The sequence below is a fragment of the Pradoshia sp. Z6_59 genome (assembly GCF_058267515.1).
The window spans coordinates 64,914-85,255 of sequence record NZ_JBZCPP010000014.1 but is presented as its reverse complement, the minus strand read 5'-3'; the positions used below and the strand labels follow the sequence as shown (position 1 = coordinate 85,255).

The 20,342-nt window shown below is 34.6% G+C and carries 13 protein-coding genes; 10 read left to right on the top strand and 3 right to left on the bottom strand.

All coding sequences use genetic code 11. The annotated features are described in order from the left end of the window. The first annotated feature begins 43 nt into the window (after positions 1-43). From AC4D4B_RS14340 to AC4D4B_RS14315, 6 genes are all read left to right on the top strand, one after another. Positions 44-919, top strand: a complete 876-nt coding sequence (locus AC4D4B_RS14340; RefSeq protein WP_140461398.1) for an acetaldehyde dehydrogenase (acetylating) — start codon at positions 44-46, stop codon at positions 917-919. A gap of 12 nt (positions 920-931) precedes the next feature. Then, on the top strand, positions 932-1,945 hold the full coding sequence (gene dmpG / locus AC4D4B_RS14335; protein ID WP_491000334.1) for a 4-hydroxy-2-oxovalerate aldolase: 1,014 nt from the start codon (positions 932-934) through the stop codon (positions 1,943-1,945). Between the two features lie 102 nt (positions 1,946-2,047). Further along, entirely contained in the window at positions 2,048-2,518 is a 471-nt protein-coding gene (locus AC4D4B_RS14330; protein WP_066104078.1) for a flavin reductase family protein, read from the top strand. Positions 2,519-2,563: 45 nt separating this feature from the next. After that, entirely contained in the window at positions 2,564-3,373 is an 810-nt protein-coding gene (locus AC4D4B_RS14325; protein WP_066104075.1) for an FAD synthase, read from the top strand. Between the two features lie 19 nt (positions 3,374-3,392). Further along, entirely contained in the window at positions 3,393-4,181 is a 789-nt protein-coding gene (locus tag AC4D4B_RS14320; RefSeq protein ID WP_491000333.1) for a 2-keto-4-pentenoate hydratase, read from the top strand. Between the two features lie 963 nt (positions 4,182-5,144). Further along, the gene (locus AC4D4B_RS14315; protein ID WP_491000332.1) at positions 5,145-5,516 is read left to right on the top strand and encodes a hypothetical protein; all 372 of its coding nucleotides are present in this window, start codon (positions 5,145-5,147) and stop codon (positions 5,514-5,516) included. Positions 5,517-5,803: 287 nt separating this feature from the next. On the opposite strand, the gene AC4D4B_RS14310 is transcribed toward AC4D4B_RS14315, so the two are convergent. Next, positions 5,804-6,418: a TetR/AcrR family transcriptional regulator gene (locus tag AC4D4B_RS14310; protein ID WP_491000331.1), complete on the bottom strand. Its 615-nt coding sequence runs from the start codon at positions 6,416-6,418 to the stop codon at positions 5,804-5,806. Positions 6,419-6,607: 189 nt separating this feature from the next. Here AC4D4B_RS14310 and AC4D4B_RS14305 point away from each other — a divergent pair, with 189 nt between their 5' ends. From AC4D4B_RS14305 to AC4D4B_RS14295, 3 genes are all read left to right on the top strand, one after another. After that, positions 6,608-7,366, top strand: a complete 759-nt coding sequence (locus AC4D4B_RS14305) for an SDR family NAD(P)-dependent oxidoreductase (protein WP_491000330.1) — start codon at positions 6,608-6,610, stop codon at positions 7,364-7,366. A 106-nt stretch (positions 7,367-7,472) separates the two neighbouring features. Further along, positions 7,473-8,243, top strand: coding sequence for an SDR family NAD(P)-dependent oxidoreductase (locus AC4D4B_RS14300; protein WP_491000329.1), 771 nt, complete (start codon positions 7,473-7,475; stop codon positions 8,241-8,243). Between the two features lie 271 nt (positions 8,244-8,514). Further along, a complete protein-coding gene (locus AC4D4B_RS14295) occupies positions 8,515-9,237 on the top strand; it encodes an NADPH-dependent F420 reductase (protein WP_491000328.1) in 723 nt (240 codons plus the stop codon). Between the two features lie 763 nt (positions 9,238-10,000). On the opposite strand, the gene AC4D4B_RS14290 is transcribed toward AC4D4B_RS14295, so the two are convergent. Then, positions 10,001-10,822 carry a hypothetical protein gene (locus tag AC4D4B_RS14290; protein WP_491000327.1) on the bottom strand — a complete coding sequence of 274 codons (822 nt, stop codon included), beginning with the start codon at positions 10,820-10,822 and terminating at the stop codon, positions 10,001-10,003. Beyond that, positions 10,807-12,327, bottom strand: coding sequence for a DUF3696 domain-containing protein (locus AC4D4B_RS14285; protein WP_491000326.1), 1,521 nt, complete (start codon positions 12,325-12,327; stop codon positions 10,807-10,809). Before AC4D4B_RS14285 ends, AC4D4B_RS14290 begins: the two co-directional genes overlap by 16 nt. Before the next feature lie 1,797 nt (positions 12,328-14,124). Between AC4D4B_RS14285 and AC4D4B_RS14280 the strand changes: the two genes are divergently transcribed. Continuing rightward, on the top strand, positions 14,125-20,325 hold the full coding sequence (locus AC4D4B_RS14280; protein ID WP_491000340.1) for a DNRLRE domain-containing protein: 6,201 nt from the start codon (positions 14,125-14,127) through the stop codon (positions 20,323-20,325). The last annotated feature ends 17 nt before the right edge of the window (positions 20,326-20,342 follow it).

Below are 20,342 nucleotides of genomic sequence, written 5' to 3'. Positions count from 1 at the left end.
TGTTTATTCAATTGAAATATGAGTAAACAAGGGGGATTTAGACATGGCAAAATTAAAGGTAGCCATTTTAGGGTCAGGCAACATTGGTAACGATTTGATGAAAAAAATTCAGCGGTCCTCTTTTCTAGAGTTAACGGCTGTTATAGGGATCGATCCCAACTCCGAGGGCTTACGAAAAGCACGTGAAGCAGGTTTTCAAGCTATCGATACGGGAATTGAAGGCTTTCTTCAAACTCCAGGACTTGCAGATGTTGTGTTTGACGCAACTAGTGCTTATGCACATGTGAAGCATGCAAAGCTACTAAAAACTCACGGTAAGAGAGTAATTGACTTAACCCCAGCAGCAATTGGACCACTTACAGTACCAACAGTGAACCTTTACGAACATCAACAAGCAGATAACGTAAATATGGTGACATGTGGTGGACAAGCAACAATTCCAATTATTTATGCAGTATCTCAGCTTTATGAGGTAGAATATGCGGAAATTGTTGCCACAATTGCAAGTAAAAGTGCTGGCCCAGCAACACGTGCGAACATTGATGAATTTATCGCAACTACTTCACGTGCCATTGAGGTTGTCGGCAAAGCAAAAAAAGGAAAAACAGTTTTAATTTTAAACCCTGCTGAACCACCAATTATGATGAATGACACGATTCATCTGTTAGTAGATCATCCGGTAACAGATGAGGAAGCATTGATTGATGCACTTAAAAAAATGGAAAAAGCAGTTCAGCAATATGTTCCAGGGTATCGCTTAAAAACACGTCCATACATTGAGGGAAATCGTATCACTGTATTCCTGGAGGTTGCCGGTGCTGCTGATTATTTACCTGCTTACGCTGGTAATTTGGATATTATAACAGCTGCAGCTATTAAAATTGCTGAGGAATGGGCAAAGGCAAAGACAACTGTGTAAAGGAGGAATACGATGAAACGCGATATTATCATAACAGAAGTAGCTTTAAGAGATGGCAGTCATGCGGTCCGTCATCAATTTACAGTTGAACAGGTTAGGAAAGTTGTTGCTGGCTTAGATTCAGCAAACGTACCATATATCGAGGTTGCTCATGGAGATGGTCTTGGGGGATCGACGGTTCAGTACGGCCATTCACATACGGATGAGTTTAAGCTCATCGAGGCTGCTGTAGAAACTGCCGGAAATTCAAAAATTGCTGTACTTTCCTTACCAGGAATTGCAACGAAGCCTGATATTAGACTTGCAGGAGATTTAGGTGTTTCTATGGTTCGCGTCGCTACACATGTCACGGAGGCAGACGTTTCATTACAGCATCTAAGCTTAGCGAAGGAGCTGGGTCTAGAAACAGTTGGTTTTCTAATGATGTCCCATATGGCTGAACCAAGTAAAATTGTAGAGCAAGCAAAAATTATGGAAAATGGTGGAGCAGATGTCATTTATATTGTAGATTCTGCAGGTGCTCTACTTCCAATTCAGGTAGCGGATCGAATAAAAGCATTGAAACAAGAAATAAACGTTCCTCTAGGTTTTCATGCACATAATAATTTGTCACTGGCTGTGGCAAATTCATTAACTGCTATTGAACATGGAGCTGATCGTATAGATGGCAGTATCCGTTGTTTAGGAGCTGGTGCTGGTAATACACAAACCGAAGTCCTAGTAAGCATATTGGATAAAATGAATATTGTTACAGGAATTGATTTATATAAAATAATGGATGTAGCTGAAGAAATTGTAGCGCCAATTCTGCCAACACCTCAAGAAATTACACGCGGTAGCTTAGTATTGGGGTATGCGGGTATTTATTCAAGCTTCTTATTACATGCGCAAAGAGCTGCAGAAAGATTTGGTGTAGATGCACGTGATATTCTCATAGAGATCGGTAAACGTAAAGCAATTGGTGGTCAAGAGGATATGATTTTAGAGGTTGCTGCGGAGTTGAAAAGTGGAACAGTAAAGGCTTGAAAATTATTTTTAAGCAAGTTTTGAAGATCCTTTATGTTTAAATACGAAAAATAGGCTATCCAGTAAATCTATAAAAGTTAAATCATTAGGGGAGGTTTAAAAATGGATGATCGTTTATTTAGAAGTGCAATGGGTAAATTTGCAACTGGTGTGACAGTCATTTTAACAGACCTAGAGGATGTAACACATGGAATGACAGCGAATGCTTTTATGTCCGTTTCACTTAATCCAAAATTAGTAGTGATCTCGATTAAAGAAAACGCACGTATGCTTCCTAAAATCCAACAAGCCAAAAAGTTTTCAGTCAATATTTTAAGTTCTAATCAGGAAGAAATTTCTAAAGTATTTGCAGGTCAAATTAAAGATCAGGAGGTAACATTTAATCGTTTAACAGATGTACCTGTTATTCCTGGGGCTATTGTGCAAGTTGCTTGTGAAGTTTCTGCTGAACATGTTGAAGGTGACCACACATTATTCATTGGTAAAGTAACTAACATTACGGTTGAAGATGGTGATCCATTATTATTTTTCAATGGAAAATATCGCAGCCTCGAGGAATTAGTTGAAGTATAAGGGAAATAGGAATCTCTAACAAGGATGATAGAAGGAGTTATGCTAATGAAAACGATTTTAATTAATGCTCTAAATTTACAGGGAATTTATACTAAGGTAACTCCTTGTGTTATGGCACTTGGCTATTTTGATGGTGTCCATCTGGGACACCAGCGTGTCATACAAATTGCCCGTAAAGAAGCAAATAATCGTGGATTTCCATTAGCACTAATGAGTTTTAGACCACATCCTATCAATATCTTGTCTGGCGGGAAGCGATGTATTTCTCATTTAACGACACTTTCTGAAAAAGAAATGATGCTCAATCGTTTAGGTGTGGACATATTTTATCTTGTCGATTTTACACTTGATTTTGCAGCACTGTCACCCAAACAATTTGTTGATGCCTATTTACTAAATCTTGGTGTAACACATGTGATTGCAGGTTTTGATTTTTCTTATGGATCTAAAGGTGCAGGAAAACTTAAACATATTCCCAATGATTCAAAATATCAAATTACTGTAACCGAGGTACAACGTGTAGACTATTTAGGTGAAAAAATTAGTTCAACAGCAATTCGACAACGATTACTATCGACCGATGTGCATGAGATTCCTCATTTTCTTGGAAAGCACTATACCGTTAAAATGCTTTGGGATGGAAATCAATTCAAACCTATGGAGCCGAAGATGCTTCCTAATGAGGGGATTTATGAGGTTGTGTTGGAGTACGGTCAGTATAAAATCAAGTCAATTGTTTCTGTCAACGAACATGGTAATATACGAATTATGGATTCGTTCAATAAGGTAACAAAGGGAAATGTAAAAATTCACTGGCTGCAGCCTAGCCAATCAAGAAGTTTAACTAGAATTTAATCTTTAGAGGAGGGGAGTTATGGTAACAGAGCAATTAATATCTAATGTAATTCAACTGCTTGATAAAGCACATGAAAAACATCAATCAATTATACCACTTACAATACAAGAGCCGACAATGACTATTGATGATGCCTATGCCATTCAAGTCAAACGAATTAAAATTGCAACAATGCTAGGTGATCGTATCACAGGCAAAAAAATTGGTTTAACATCATTTGCAATGCAAAATCTCTTAGGTGTAGATCAACCGGACTATGGACATCTTTTAGAGTCGATGTATGTAGAAGAGGGGGCAGAAATTTCCCTAAGTCAATTATTTCAACCAAAAATTGAAGGCGAAATTGCATTTGTACTTAAGGAAGATTTAGTTGGCCCAAATGTTACTGTAGAAGATGTTCTACGGGCAACAGATTATGTTGTACCTGCCCTTGAAGTTGTTGATAGCCGTATTAAAGATTGGAAAATAAAACTTGAAGATACGGTTGCCGACAATGCCTCTTGTGGACTTTATGTTCTTGGATCAAATAAAGTTCACATAAGTGACGTAAATTTAATTAGCATTCATATGCAACTTTTAAAAAATAACCAAGTGATTAATGAAGGAAAAGGGATGGATGTTTTAGGAGATCCGGCTCTATGTGTTGCTTGGTTAGCGAATAAATTATCGGAATATGGTGTCACACTTAAAGCCGGGGAGGTTATTTTATCAGGTGCCTTATCCGCAGCGGTAGTAGTAGAAAAAGGAGATCAGTTTACAGCCAAGTTTACACAAATTGGTGAAGTAAATGTTCACTTTGTGGAATAAATTTAGACCCAATATGACTTTGATAAAATATCTATCCAACTAAGAGCATTGAATTAGCAAATAAAACCTATTGGCAGCTACTTCCATGAAGTGCAACCTTTCATAAGGTTAGAAAAAATCCGTTTTCCTTTAGAAAGCGGATTTTTATTGCACTTCTTTTTCTATTTATAGAATGACATATTATCTTCAATATAATCAATTACATGAGCAACAAAAGTAGTCTCCGATTCTGAAAAAGGGAGTGTAGCATATAATTCTTTAATTGTACTCTCAACTACTATATTTAAGCTCCTTGAAGAAAAGTACGAGAAAGGCTAGTTTGGACGTAAAACCTGGTACACAGATGGGTATCGGTACTTACCAATCGTATCTTTTGGAACTCCGGAGCAGAAACGAAGATTATTTGCCCAGTATCGCTACGGGCGAAAAAGTCGGTGCATACTGCGTAACGGAGCCTTTCTCGGGGTCGGATGCTCTAAGTGCGAAAACCACTGCAGTGCTGTCGGACGATGGAAAGCATTACATCATAAACGGCTCCAAAACCTTTAAAATAGAAAAAAGGCCCAAACCCTTGATACACATAGGTTTAAGCCTTCTTAAAAATTATGATCCCGACTGGTTTCGAACCAGCGACTCCCACCCTGTCAATTTACTATTCTGAATTATATGCTTCAAGGTGCCGGCGGTTATTTATACAAACTGAATCTCTTAATTCCATTGTATCTAGAAATTCTGTGCAATTTTTGTTCAGTCTGTATATGAATGAGTACTGGTGAGTGGGGGTAGGGCGTGCATCTTATTAAGTCAATTGATAGGAGTCTTTAATTGTTTTGAATCCAATGCTAGGAATTAATATAGATCTGATAAAAAAGAAAGGCAATTCATTTTATTTTAATTGATGATATCCGGTAGGTTAGTCACATGGTACAATGGGTCTAAAGTAAAATATTGGGTGGTGTGTATATGAAATTAAAACGATGGATGACAGTTTTTATGACGGTATTATCCTTATTGTTAATATCAGCATGCAACTCTGATAACGAAGATAGCGAATTAGATTACGAATCCCCGGTGAATACAACAGACACAGTAGACGATTCAACAAGCACAGATGAATCTCCTTATACAGAAGATGAGTTGGAATCAGATCCAACCGCACCTTCCACTAGTCCTGATGATTACAATACAGTTGGTGAATACGTGCCAGAAAGTGGCCCGACTGATAATCCGGCAGATTACAGTGCAGATGGCAAATATAAGCCAGTAGATGAAATGACTCAAGAGGAAATTCAAGAAGAGTTGGAAAGTATGTTAGGGGAATCCCTTGGCCAATAATAAAGACGGCATTATTGCTGTCTTTTATTTTGGCTCTGTTCGTAAAGATTGTTGCTAATCGCCTAAAAAAGACAGCTTTTTTGCTGTCTCCCATAGCTTCACCTACTTACCAATCATTCAACCATTACCAATAAAATAAAAAAACCTTCTCCTTTAGCCTTTCCCCCACTCTCTCCATTCAAAGTATCGAAAGGTAATTTGTTGTTTATTATTTAATGCCCGAGAAATTAATAGACGGTAAAACGAAGGGATTAAATCTTTACATCCAAGTGTAGAAAAAACTTCTCTCAATCAAGGTTCCTATTCCTGAAATTCATCGCAATTACTTTATCCGAATAAAAAGATGTTAATTGTTCGCTCATAACATTTGTAGAGAAAATAAAATCATTTTTAATCCAATACTTTATGACACCAACTGTAGCGGAGACTTGAAAACTTAGAAAGATATCATACATTGTTTCCTGTATGTCAGTTTCTCGTTCAATATAAATTTCTTTACTAAATAAATTCCATAAAAATAGTTCGAGCCGCTTATATATATCTGGATTGTCCTCTATAAGATCTAAAGCTTTAAACAACATTTTATGCTTTTCGATATACTCAAATATGAGCTTATTAGAAGGAATAACCTCATTTAAAAACACCTTGCTCTTATTTTTGTATGGTTTTTTAATAGCCTGGTCTATCCCTTCAATAGCATCTTGGTATAACTCTTCTAGGAGATTGATTTTATCTTGGTAATGGATATAGAAAGTACCTCTATTAAAATCAGCTCGATCGGTAATTTCACTTATTGTGATAGAATGCACATCATTATTTTCTAATATCAAATCTATAAAAGCATTTTTTAGTAACTTCTTTGTTAATTGTCTCTTTCGTATTTGTCGATTTGGATTATTCAATATAGATCACCCTTTTATCCATTTATCAAGCCTGGAGATAAACAAATATAATGAATTTGTTGATTATTCAACAAATTCATTATACCTACTTATTGAGTGTTAAGTCGATTAACTCTAACATATAAATGACAGCGTTCTCTAAGAATTTAAATCTTTTAAAATGGGGAATGACATTTAGGGGGAATAATAATGGGTCTTTTAGATGGAAAAGTAGCGATTATTACTGGCGGGGCCAAAGGTATGGGGGAATTTCATTCAAGAAAGCTTTCTGAAGAAGGTGCTAGAGTTGTAATAGGAGATCTTGATACAGAAAATGGAGAAAAAATAGCAAGAGACATAGGTGAAGATAAGGCTATTTTTGTAGAATTAGATGTTACAAATCCCAAGAGTTGGAACAATATAGTACAAATAACTAAAGATACATTTGGCACTATTGATATTTTAGTGAATAATGCAGGACTTGCAGGCGCAATAACTGGACTTTTAGATATAGAAGAAAGCTTGTATAAAAAAATAATTGATATTAACCAAAACGGTATATTTTACGGTATGAGAGCTGTCTTACCTACAATGCTTGAAAATAATAGTGGGTCTATTATAAATATTTCTTCACTTGCTGGATTGAGACATGATATTACAGTTAATCCAGCTTATACTGCTTCAAAATTTGCTATCAGAGGTCTTACAAAACAAGCGGCATATGAATTTGCTGATAAAAATATTAGAGTCAATGCTATTCTTCCTGGTGCAATACTCACTCCAATGGCTGAAGCTACACTTACTAAAGAACAGATTGATGATGTGTCTCAAAATCTGCTCCCAATGAAACGTTTTGCAAATCCAGAAGAAGTTTCTGAAGTAGTTGCATTTTTAGCATCGGATAAAGCTAGTTATATAAGTGGAGCAGACTATGTAGTAGACGGAGCAAGAGCAACTATAAATAAATAATCTGCCGTATAAATTAACAAATGCAGATATGGTTTACTTTCAAAATTTCATAAAAGAGAGAGTATATCTTTAAAGGAATTAGAGTTACTTTATAGGAGGAATTACAATGGCTAGATTAGATGGTAAAGTTGCAATCATTACAGGTGCAGCAGGTGGAATGGGGTTAACAATGGCTCAAACGTTTGCTGAAGAAGGAGCAAAGGTAGTAGCGGCAGATATACAATTTGAACTTCTACAAGAAGGAGTAAATGAAATTAATGCAAAAGGCGGAGATGCCCTTGCTTTAAAACTAGATGTATCCTCTCCTGATGAATGGAAAATTGCTATTGATGAGACTGTTAGAAAATATGGTAAGATCGATGTGTTAGTAAATAACGCTGCTATTCAGATAGGAAAAAGTGTAAAGGAAGCAACACTAGAAGAATGGAATAAAGTTTTGGCAATAAACGCAACTAGTGTATTTTTAGGAATGCAAACGGTGATTCCTAAAATGCAGGAAAACGGTCATGGGTCAATCATTAACATGTCTTCAATCGGTGCCATTGTTGGTGGAGCTCCTGATGGGTATGATGTAGCCTATAGCGCTTCTAAAGGTGCTGTTCGGTCGATGACAAAGCATGCAGCAAAAGTACTAGCAAAAGATAATATTCGTGTGAACTCTGTACATCCAGGTGTAATTAGTACCCCGATGGTAGAAAGCTCGTTAAAAGACTACCCTGAATTGAGAAAAACAATAGAAACCAATTTCCCGCTTCCACCGCATCTAGGTGATCCTAAGGACCTAGCGTATATGGTGTTGTTTTTAGCATCTGATGAGTCTAAGTTTGCTACAGGTAGTGAGTTTGTAGTAGATGGAGGAGCCACCTCAACAAAGTAATTAATTTCTAAGTAATAATGATTTGATTTGTTAAAGCTGTTTTTGATTACTTTTAACTTAAGATAAACATTCCAATAAATACATGCGGATGAGGTAGTAGAATTTTCTCTTTCCAGCATGTATTTTGGTTTTTTAAGACAGGACATTATTAAATCAGCCCATCCGGTATTATAATGCGCTTCCGAATAGGCCCCTGTTTGATGTAAGCGAAATCTTCTATGCATTTACTCAATCTTACAGACTATCAGTATTATATTTAGGAGGAACAATAATGAAATTTGGAATTATAGGTGCAGGACCAATAGGTACAATTATTTCTAAAAAATTAGTTGAAAATGGACATGATGTCAAAATTGCAGATGCACGAGGAATTGAACAATTAGAAGGAAAAGAGCTCGCTGGAACACCTGTGCTTGTAGAGGATGTCATTAAAAATATTGAAGTTCTTATAATATCCATCCCTTTACACGTACTGCCGAGTATTCGGAACATTATCGATCAAGTCGGAGAGGAAGTAATCATTGTAGATACTTCAAATTATTATCCATATAGAGACGGCGAAATTGAAGAAATTAAAAATGGAATGGTTGAAAGTGTTTGGGTTTCGAATCAATTAGGCAGACCTATCATTAAAGGATTCAATAACTTATTAGTCTATACTTTGGAAAATGGAGGAAAATCCGAAGATTCTGGCGGTAGAATTGCAATGGCAATTGCTGGTGATGACCCATCAAGAAAACAAGTAGTCATGTACGTAGTAAACGAGCTAGGCTTCGACACGGTAGATAGTGGTTCTTTAAGTGACTCTTGGAGACAACAACCAGGAACTCCTGCTTATTGCACAGAACTAACAAAAGATGAGCTCATGCAAGCATTGAAAAAAGCCAATAAAGAAAAAGCACCGTTACTACGGGACAAGGTTATAGAGAAGTTTTCAGCTGGATTGTCACATAAAGATATTGTGAATCTAAACAGAGAAATATATAATTCCTGATTTTGGGATTTTCATATCGATTATACTATGGTATTTGATTTTATATTGAATAGAGGACATAGGAAATTGGGAACAAAAAAGTGATCAAAGTCATTTTGATCACTTTTTTTATATTTTAAATCTATAAAGCTACACGAGTCTAGTGTTTCCAACGTGTTCAACTGTCTCCATTATATCCAAAATGTTCACCAAACAGATCTGCTGTATGCTTCTGCATTTTTGTAATATACAGGGGGAATCGGTCATTTACAGAAAAACAGCTCAAACCCTTGATACACTTAGGTTTAAGTCTTCTTAAAAAAGTATGATCCCGACTGGGTTCGACCAGCGACCCCCACCCTGTCAATTTACTATTCCGAATCTTATACACAATATATGTATAAATAGAGTCCAAACAGTCCATTAATTCAGGATGTAAGTGAGTATTTATACAAGCTGATTCTCTTAATTCCATTGTTTCTAGAAATTCTGTGCAATTTTTGTGCAGTTTGTATAAGTATTAATACTAGTGGGTGGGGTAGGGTGTATCTTTTAAACAAAACTTTCTTCTAAAGGAGTTTATGATTCACTACGTACTTTATAACAACCTGGTTAAATAGAGCATGAGTAATTATATAATCATCATCTGTGGTGGTAACTGGATAACCTATATTAAGTAATTCTATAAGCTAATACCTCATAACTTCATTTTCTAAAGTAATTCTGTTCATTTTATGTTCAGCGTGTAAATATATCAAAATGTTTATTAGAGTTAAAAGCCCTGTTAAATTTTTGAATACTTTTCCTCAAGGACTTTCTTTACTATATGTGGGACGTCATGGGAGCTAATCGGATAAGCATGATATATTGTATTAACTGTCTTTCTGAAAATTATATATTGATCATATTGAAATGAATATTCGTATAACGCTTCAGTCTTACTAGAAGTATCGGGTATTGCAGATTCTATTAAGTTTTTACATTCAATTTCGAGTTCCTTTGATAAAACAGTACCCCAAGCGGTTCCTTCTTTATGTTTCGGTGACGGTTCAAATATTCTTTTCTGAGATTTAATATACTCTTCCAATTCATTGGGGGTTTGTAAGACTAAAACACTCTTTACCAGTTGATTTAATGAATTGATATAAAGATTTAGTTTATGCCCTTTTTTCCAGATTTCGTCGGACGTTATATAAGAAATCTTTTTGGTGATTAATGTCATTTCTTTAAGAACAAATTCTAATTCTATATTTAAATCTTCACTGAAATAGCTTTTACTGATTTCGGGATCCGAATATATATCTGGATTAAAATATGATACATCAATCATATTATCTGGTATTTTGCTTAAAAATGTATAAATTATATTGACTGAATCTGACAAATTTGAAGTTTTTAGTTCATTGAGAACCAGCCCTATTGGAAAGCAATTAATTATCTCTTCTATAGTTAATGTACTTAATAAAAATTGCGCATTATTTACATCTAGGATTTCTATTGTATCTATTATTTTTTCGATTAACTCATAATATATATATTTATTCTCTAGAAAGTCGTCTTTATCCCAAATGAAACAGGATGGATCTAATACTAGAAGGTCTTCCATTCCGGACTTTCCTTTCTAAGTAATTTTCTCTTCTTATTTTGAGCCTTAACTATTGCTCTTAAATCGTCATCCTGTTGATCGAAAAATCCATTTGGCCAATATTCTAAAGTTCCATATATATTTAAATCTAAGATAATATGGTCGGATTTTTCAACGGTACTTTCGAAAAATATCAATCCTGTTCGTTGTACAATTTGATTATTTAAATCTTCTGCTATTCTTCTTCTAAGTCTATTTATTAAATGATCACTATGGGTTTCTACGACTATATTTTTTTTATCAAGGGTTAAGCTGTATAAAAAATCAAATAATAAGCTTTGTACTCTAGGATGTAAATGAATTTCTGGTTGCTCTAGTATCAGTGTTGAACCTGGTTTTGAACTAAGACCTTCTACAATTATGGGCAGTATTTGACTAACACCAAAGCCTACCGATGATATAGAAGTTTTCATTTTTGAATTATTCGTTATTTCGATTTCATATATTCTATCATCTTTATAAGGTTTGACTTTAATTTCATGTGCTAATTTAAAAATTTTGCATAACCAATAATTCACAGCCTCTTCAAGTGTTCCTTTTGTCAGATCATATTGAATCGTAGTTTGGTCATCTGCTTTATAGATTCTATAGTAATTCACGATTTTCGTTGCTTTCCGAGCTAATATATAGGTAGCATGCTCACCTCTATTTCCTATATTAATATCAGTATCATTATTGTTAAGATAAAAGTTTTTAGGTTCTTCTCTTAAAGGTCCAATGTATGACATTTGATTGAAAAAACTTGTAAATAATTTTTTGGTATTAATAATTACGTTAGAAAACCACATTGTTTCTTTCAAATTATTATTATTTTTATAGTCAATACTGTTTGGAAAGAAATGCTCGAAGTTGACTGTTCCTTCAATTCTACTATCATTGTAATATTGAGACATTAATGGATCTAATTCTATTTTTTTGTTTTTCTCTCTCCTCCATTTTTGCAATACTTGCCCATATCCATAGCGGTCAAAAATCACACTATTACTTTTGACTAAATATCGCTTTCCCCATTCACGTTTGAAATTTATCCAAAATATAATATCTTTTTCGAATTCATATGTTAGCTCATAATTTTCAATATAAATCTGTTTGCTTTTGTAAAAAAAATCTATATTTATAGTAATATTTTTTAACTTCAACCCAAAATATGCTTTGAAAATATTATCTAAGGTAGAGTGTTGAAGTTTTATTCTATCATTTGAATTAAATACAAATTTAAAACCTAATTTTTTATTAAGGTCTTTATTATTTACTACATCCTTAAAATTTCCTAATGATGTGTATGTGTTATTTAGAACTAAAGGTAAATCATTTTCATTTGATTCAATGGTTTGTTTGATAAGCAACATAAACTGAATAAAAGATGTTTTTCCGCCACTATTAATACCAGATAATACCGTGAACGGTTTAAAATCTTCATAAAGTAGGTCTTGAATACCTTTAAAATTTCTAATGTTAAATAACATATAGGATTTGCCCCTTTCCGAAGGAGAAAAATTTTAACCATGTATACAAAATACCATATTTATTCATAAATGGTATATTATATCTGATGTTTGTGTTTATAAAAATTAAAAAGTTATAAATGAATCTAAATTTGTGGTAGGAGATATTCTATTGCTATTAGTGTAAATGAATCACCGAAACACAGATGGAAGAAAGAGATTATCATGAATATAACATCAGAGTGAAAATAAAAGAATTGAATTTCAGAATTAATATAGCCCAAAAGGAGTGTTTAATTTGTAACTAAGTTGTTATTTAGAAAATTCTTTACGAAATAGGGATACTTGGCACTAATAGAATCCGCAAAGTTAGAAGGATAAGGAGTGACAATTGTTAAGTTTATACTCATGCAACGATTCTTATGGGATTGGGAGAATACAAAGTGGTCAGTGAGCGACTAGGACAAAGTCTTATTAAAATATATGATTCCGACTGGGTTCGAACCAGCGCCACCCACCCTGTCAATTTACTATTCCGAATCTTATACACAATATATGCATAAATAGAGTCCATACAGTCCATTAAATCATGCCGGTAGTGATTATTTATACAAGCTGAATCTCTTAATTCCATTGTTTCTAGAAATTCTGTGCAATTTTTGTGCAGTGTGTACAAGTACTAAAAATGGTGGGTGAGGTAGGGTGTTCATCATTTTAGTCTTAATATTTGATATTGATTGACTGCTTTTATATAATTTTTAAAAAATTTTTGGAACTAATCACTCAATCATGATATTCGTAAAGACAAAAGGAATCATGACTTGATTTTTTGAAAACTAACGATTATAGCATGTTGGTTGATGTAGTTAGCATTATAATGAACTCACTTAAACTCTGATAAAAATAGGTAATTTTACCTGTTTTTATCAGAGTCTTTTTTTCTTGGTGAAATAAACGTGTTAAGTGATTATAATATTCTTATTATTATAGAAAAAAATGTAAAATATGTAAAACTTTTGTCTTGAAGGAGGTGAGGCTAAATTACTTATATGCCTAAAGTGTTCGTTTTTTTATATTAATTTACATTAAGGGGGAAAAGTGTTGAAAAGTCCGTGGAAAAAAGGCCTAATACAATTTTTGGTTGCGCTTTTAATTGTAAGCAGTATACCACCAATTAATAGTAATGCTGAGCCTATATCAAAAAAAGCAGAGAGTAGCAATCCAAATAACCCGACTATAGAAGATTTTGAAATAGGGGAAGTAATTGAAAAAAGAACAGAAAATGAAAAAGTGTTTTATGAAGGAAAAGGAAAATATCGAAAAGATATTTACTTTGAACCTATTCATAAAAAAGTAAAGGGAAAAAAGAACTTCGAAGAAATTTCTGCAGATTTAGTTGAAGATAGTAATAATACAGATGAGATCAATACAGAAAACACTATAATCAATACAAACTTTAAAAAGAAAATGGAATCTGGTCTATATGCTGAATTTGATATTAAAGGTCATAAAATAGATTACTCTATTTTGTCAGCATCTGGAGCAGATAAAGAAACAATAGCAGCAAGAGACGTCCATGCACAATATAAGAAAAAAGCTAATAAAATCTCGCATAAAAATGTATTTCCTAATATAGACCTTCAAAATTTAACTTTCGGTCAAAATGTCAAAGAAGATTTAGTTTTAAAATCATATAATGGCTATCATATATTCAAATTTAAGTTAGATACTGATTTAGAAGCTGAAATACAAAAAGATGGTTCAATCTATTTCTTTGATGAAAAAAATCAAAAAATATTTGATTTGCCTAAACCCTTCATGACAGACTCCAACTATGATGACCGCAAAGGGGAATCGCAAAAATCCGATGAGGTTGAATATGAACTAGAAAAAGATAAAAACGGCTATCTTTTGACAGTGAATGCTAACCCGAATTGGCTGAAAGCAAAAGAACGAAAATATCCTATTTATATCGATCCAACTACATCAATCAATACATCTTCAGATACTTTTGTAATGAGTGCATATCCTACCACTAACTATAGTTCCACATCTAGTAAATGGGATTCAGGACAGGGACAATATGTCTTAAAAACTGGTTATTACGATGGTACTACTGGTACAACCTATGGTTTTCTTAACCACAGTATTAATAGTTTTAAAAACATGAATGTAACCAGCGCTACATTTAATGTATATGTGACACATTCCTATTCTTCTGCAGCGAATGGATTGTGGCTGGATTCAGTAAACAGTTCTTGGACTGCTAGTACATTGAATTGGAATAATAAACCTACTTCTACCAATATAGGTAAAGTAGATGTTGCGAGAGATAGTTGGGCAAATTTTAATGTGACTAATATTGTCAAAGACTGGGCAAGTGGTGCAAAACAAAGTTATGGATTCAAACTCCATACAAATGGAAATGGACAGTCATATTGGAAAAAAGTTGTCTCAACATCTAATTCAAGCCTGAAACCTTATTTATCTGTTACGTATACTATCCCAACAGCAAGTACTCCGACAGGTAAGTTGTATTCAAATGGAAACGGTAATGGATATGCAAATCTATCCTGGTCAGCTGTTAAAGGTGCCACAGGTTATAAAGTTTGGATATTCAATGGTAAAGATTATGAATCTTTTAGTGTAGGAAACGTAACTTCCTGGTCAACTAAGGGTAAGAAAATCTGGCCGACTGCCTCAGAAATAAGCGCTGGTAAGTACGACTTACATCAAGATGGGAATGGAACAGAATTAGCGATTGATCCTTCACCGGTTTATAAAAACTCAGGGGGAAGTTATCAAACAAGTAAAAATTACTGGTTTAGAGTAAGTGCTATATTTAGCCAAGGAGAAGGACCGCAATCGGGGTATTATAAACCAACCTTACCGAATCTGGCCCTGCCGTCAGCTCCTACAGGAACCAGCTATTCAAATGGAAATGGAACGGGATATATTGATTTTAAATGGAAGGCTGTCAGTGGCGCTACCGGATATAAGATTGTACTTTTCAATGGTAAGGAAAATGAGTATTTAGATGTTGGCAATGTCACTTCCTGGACTACTAAGGATAAGAAATATTGGCCGACAAGCAGTGAAATTAGCGCTGGTCGGTACAAATTACATTTAAAAGATAATGCCGGAAGCGAATTGCCAGTAAATCCAGCACCTGTGTATAAAAATTCCGGGGGGAGTTATCAGACAAGTACGAATTACTGGATAAGAGTTCTTGCCTACAATTCTCAAGGGGAAACAATAAATTCTAATGCATATACGCCATCAATCACTACCATAAAAAAACCTGCTGCTCCTACTGGTTTTACCTATACTAATATGCTTACGAGCAAGTCGGGCTATACGGTATTAAATTGGAATGAGATAGAAGGCGCTACAGGGTATAAAGTTTGGGTGTTTAATGGAAAGAGTTATCAGCCATATGACGTGGGTGCTAAAACAACCTGGACTTCACAAAATAAAGGGATTTGGCCAACAGCAACTGAAATTAGTGAGGGGAAATATGCTCTTCATACCGATGGTAAAGGAGCAGAATTAGCGATTGATCCTTCACCAGTTTATAAAAACTCAGGAGGCACTTATCAAACCAGTAAGAATTATTGGTTCAGGATAAGTGCATACGATCAAAAGGGAGAAACGATTTATTCCAATGCTTTAACACCTACCTTTGGTGAGCCTGTTGAACTTTTAGGATCAGAGGAATATTGGTCAATTATTGAAGTGCCTTCAGGTAACGTTAATATGGCCACCGGGAACTTAATGATAGAGGAAGAGGATTTATCCATATCAGGCAGAGGACCTTCTATAGGCATTTCTAGAACCTATAACAGTTTATCCAATTCTATCGGGATTTTTGGACCAGGATGGCAGGCAGATGTAGAAATGTCAGTAACATCTTCATCAGATGGAAAAAAAGTAACCTTAATAGATGAGGATGGAACTGTCCATATTTTTACAAAATTAGAGGATGGGACGTTTAAGGCTCCTACTGGGGTGTATCTAGAATTAACGGAAGATAGTGAATATTTCATCATAAAAACAAAAGATCAAACGAATGCTCATTTTGCCAAAGCAACTGGTCGTTTAACAAAAATTACAGATGGATATGGGAATGCATCGACATACACTTACAATACTGATGGTAAGGTAATAACCATTACGGATGCTTCAGGACGCAAACTTCAGTTAGATTATAACGAAGACGGTTTCGTAAAGAGTCTAACTGGTCCAGCTGATAAAAAGGTCACTTATGAATATAAGGATGGTTTCTTGGCCAAAACTACTCAAACATCTGGTGAGGTTACTAATTATGAATACAATGGAGGCTTATTAACCAAGATTTATGAACCAACCCATACGGATACAAAACCAGTCGCCAATCAGTATGTATATGATTCAGTGACTAAACATCTAACGGAGGCAACCGATCCGAAAGGGAATAAACATACTTTAGACTATGACTTAAAGAACAAATCGTTATTATTGACTCAACCGAATGGTAAAAAAATCAAATACTCATATAATGATGCAGCAAATCCAACTGAGGTCATTGAAGATGTAGATGGCTTGAAAATTAAAACAAGCTATAAATATGAAGGTAACAACCTAATAGAATCAAAGGACCCTAATGATGAAAATGCATCTAAACCAACGGAAAAATATGAGTATGATTCAAATGGAAATGTAATTACAGCTACGGATAGCTATGGTACCGAAACCTATGAATATAATGACAACAACGATGTTACTTCTGCCGTTGATACAGAAGGAGACGAAACAACCATCGCCTATGAAGGACTAGATGCTGTATCCGAAACAGACCAAACTGGAAAGACATCATCGGTTGCAAAATATCAAAAGGATTCCAATGGAAAAAGTAATGGGAATTTAATTGAATCAAGCTACACATTGGGAACAGCTTCTAATCTTTTAGTAAACAATAATTTTGAAAACACTTTAACTGGATGGACTGAACTAAAATCAAATGATACAGGTAGTATTTCGAGTGACTCAACTACGAAAACCTATCGTGGTTTTTCTGGTAATAAATCAGTCAAAATGACAACACAACCAACAAGTTCATCTAAAGGTTATATTGCAGCGACACAAGAAGTACCAGTTGAGGAAAATGCTCAATACTCACTTAGTGGAGTAATTAAAACAGATTTAACAAAAGCCCATGCATTCTTTAATGTTGAATTTCTAGATGCAGACAATAAAAGAATTGCCTGGGGTGATAATCGTTATAGCCAAATTACTGGGGAAAGAACATGGACTGAGCGCCAATTCTCATTTAAGACTCCAGAAAAAACAGCTAAAGTTCGAATTTATTTGGAAGTGGACCATTCAGATGCAAATGCTTCAGGTAGTGCATGGTTCGATGCGATTCAGTTGGAAAAGGCTGAAGTATCATCCAGCTATAACCCAATTATTAATAGTAGCTTTAAAAGTTTAACAAGTTGGACAGGTTCTGGTGGAGCAATCGATACCAGTGATGGATTTGATGATAGCACATCATTAAAGGTCTCAAGAATCTCTCAAACACAGGCAGCCAGTGAGTATAAACAAACTATTACTATTGGACAAAATGTCTCTGATACACCGCTTTATTTGACATTAACTGGTTTATCAAAAGCAGATACGGTTACTAAGAAAGGAACGGTATCTGATCGAGATTACTCAATTGCAGGAAAAGTATATTATACAGATGGTACATCAGAAGAATATATTTCTGCATTTCCAATTGGTACTCAGGAGTGGAACCGTACAGCAATAAATATCCCTTCTAAAAAGCCAATTACGAAGGTGGATATCTCTACTGTATTCAAAGGTAACTATACAGGTACAGTCTGGTTTGACGATTTTAGAATTATTAAAGGGTTTATTATTACAAAGAACAAGTATGATTCAGCCGGAAACTATGAAACAGAAAGCGAAGATGAACTTGGCTATAAAGAAAAAAAATCATATGACAGCTATGGGAATAAGCTCACTGAAACTGATCCAAAAGGTGAGGTAAAGGAATACCAATATGATTCTTCCAATCAGCTTAAGAAATTAACGCTTAGCACCGGTACAACTATTCAATATGAATATGATAAAAATGGAAGTATGACTTCAAAAAAAATTGTACCGACCGAGGGGACAGCACAAGAATATACGTATCAATATGATATGAACGGGGATTTGACTGAAACAAAAGGACCTCTCAATGAAGTTACCAGTAATGAATACGATGCTAACGGTAACAAAATAAAAACAGTATTACCCAATAATCAAATTCTGTCGTGGGAATATGATGGAACAGATCGAATTAAGAATGAAAAAATCAACGATGAGTTAATGTATGAGTACACTTATGATAAGAATGGGAACGAATTATCGGTTGTATACAGTAAAGAAAATCGATCAAAAGTTAGAGTATTTGATACGTCTAATCGTGTAACGAAACAAACTGACAACGGATCAACTCAGGAATGGAAGTATTCAACAACTTCTGATAAGTTAAATGAATTTATATTGTCTTATGGAAGTACTGTGCTTAAAAATACTTATAAATATAATGAGTTGGATCAAAATATTATAGTGAATGATGGAGAAGTTGACTATCGATTTGATTATGATGAACGAGGAAACGTTAAAACATTTACAACAGGTAATAGTGCGGGTGCCTCCTTCAAATACGATGACCGTGGTTTAGTATCCCAATTAGTTGTCGGGCTTGCTAATGGAAATGATGTTCTTGATGAAAGCTATTCGTATGATAAAAATGGTAATAGGACGAAGATAGACTATCGAAACGGAGATACCATTACGTACGAATATGGAAATTTAGACCAGCTTGAAAAAGAATTATTACGAGATGGAACTCAAATTGAATACTCCTATGATGGATTTGGAAACCGAACACTCCTTAAGAAAACAACTAATGGACAAACGAGCAGTACAACTAGTGAGTATAATCAAGCAAACCAACTGAAAAAGTTCGGTGATGAATCAATTTCCTACGATGCAAATGGAAATCGAACTCAGGACGGGCAATATAGTTATACATGGAATTCCAAGGATCAATTAGTCTCTATTCAAAAGATTGGAGAGTCCTCGCCATTTGCCAAATATAAGTATGATGAAGATGGTCGTAGGATTCAAAAGATTGTGAATTCCAGAGTTACAAATTATTTCTATGATGGCGACAGTCTTAATGTATTATTTGAGACAAATGACAAAGGTGAGATTGTTCGTTCCTATCTGTATTCAGAATCTGGACAGCTTCTTTCAATGAAAAAGGGAGATAGTAAGTTCTACTATCATTACAATGCTCATGGTGATGTCATTGCATTAACCAATCAACAAGGTGAAGTGGTTGCAAGTTATCAATATGATGCATGGGGAAATCCATTAGAGGTAAAAGAAGATAGCACTGTTGTGGATAACCCATATCGATATGCAGGTTATCAATATGACCATGAAACAGGCATGTATTATCTCATGGCAAGATACTATCATTCAACTCATGGTGTATTTCTATCATTAGATCCAGATCCTGGTGATGATGATGATATCTTGACACAAAACGGTTATACTTATGCTAACAATAATCCGGTTATGTTGGTCGATCCGGATGGACATTATGTTCAATTTGCAATCTGGGCATATAGGGGATATAAGGTATATAAAGGTTATAAAAAAATTAAAAAGGTAAAAAATTTCAAGAAAGCTACAAAGGGGCCAGGTACCTATATTATTAAATACAAGAACGGTTATCGATATGTAGGTAAAGGTAATAGGAAAAGAATGAACAAATCTGCTAAGAAACATGGTAGAGATAGCAAGGTTGTTTCTAAAGTATGGATACCAGCCAAAAATCACCGTGAAGCTTTTAAGACTGAATATAAATATATGCAAAAGTATAAGTTTAGAAATGGCGGGAAGTTGTATAATAAAATCCATAGTCCAGGCAGAAAGTATTATAAACAGGATAATGGCAGGTATTATAGAGAATAATAGTTTGGAGGATGACC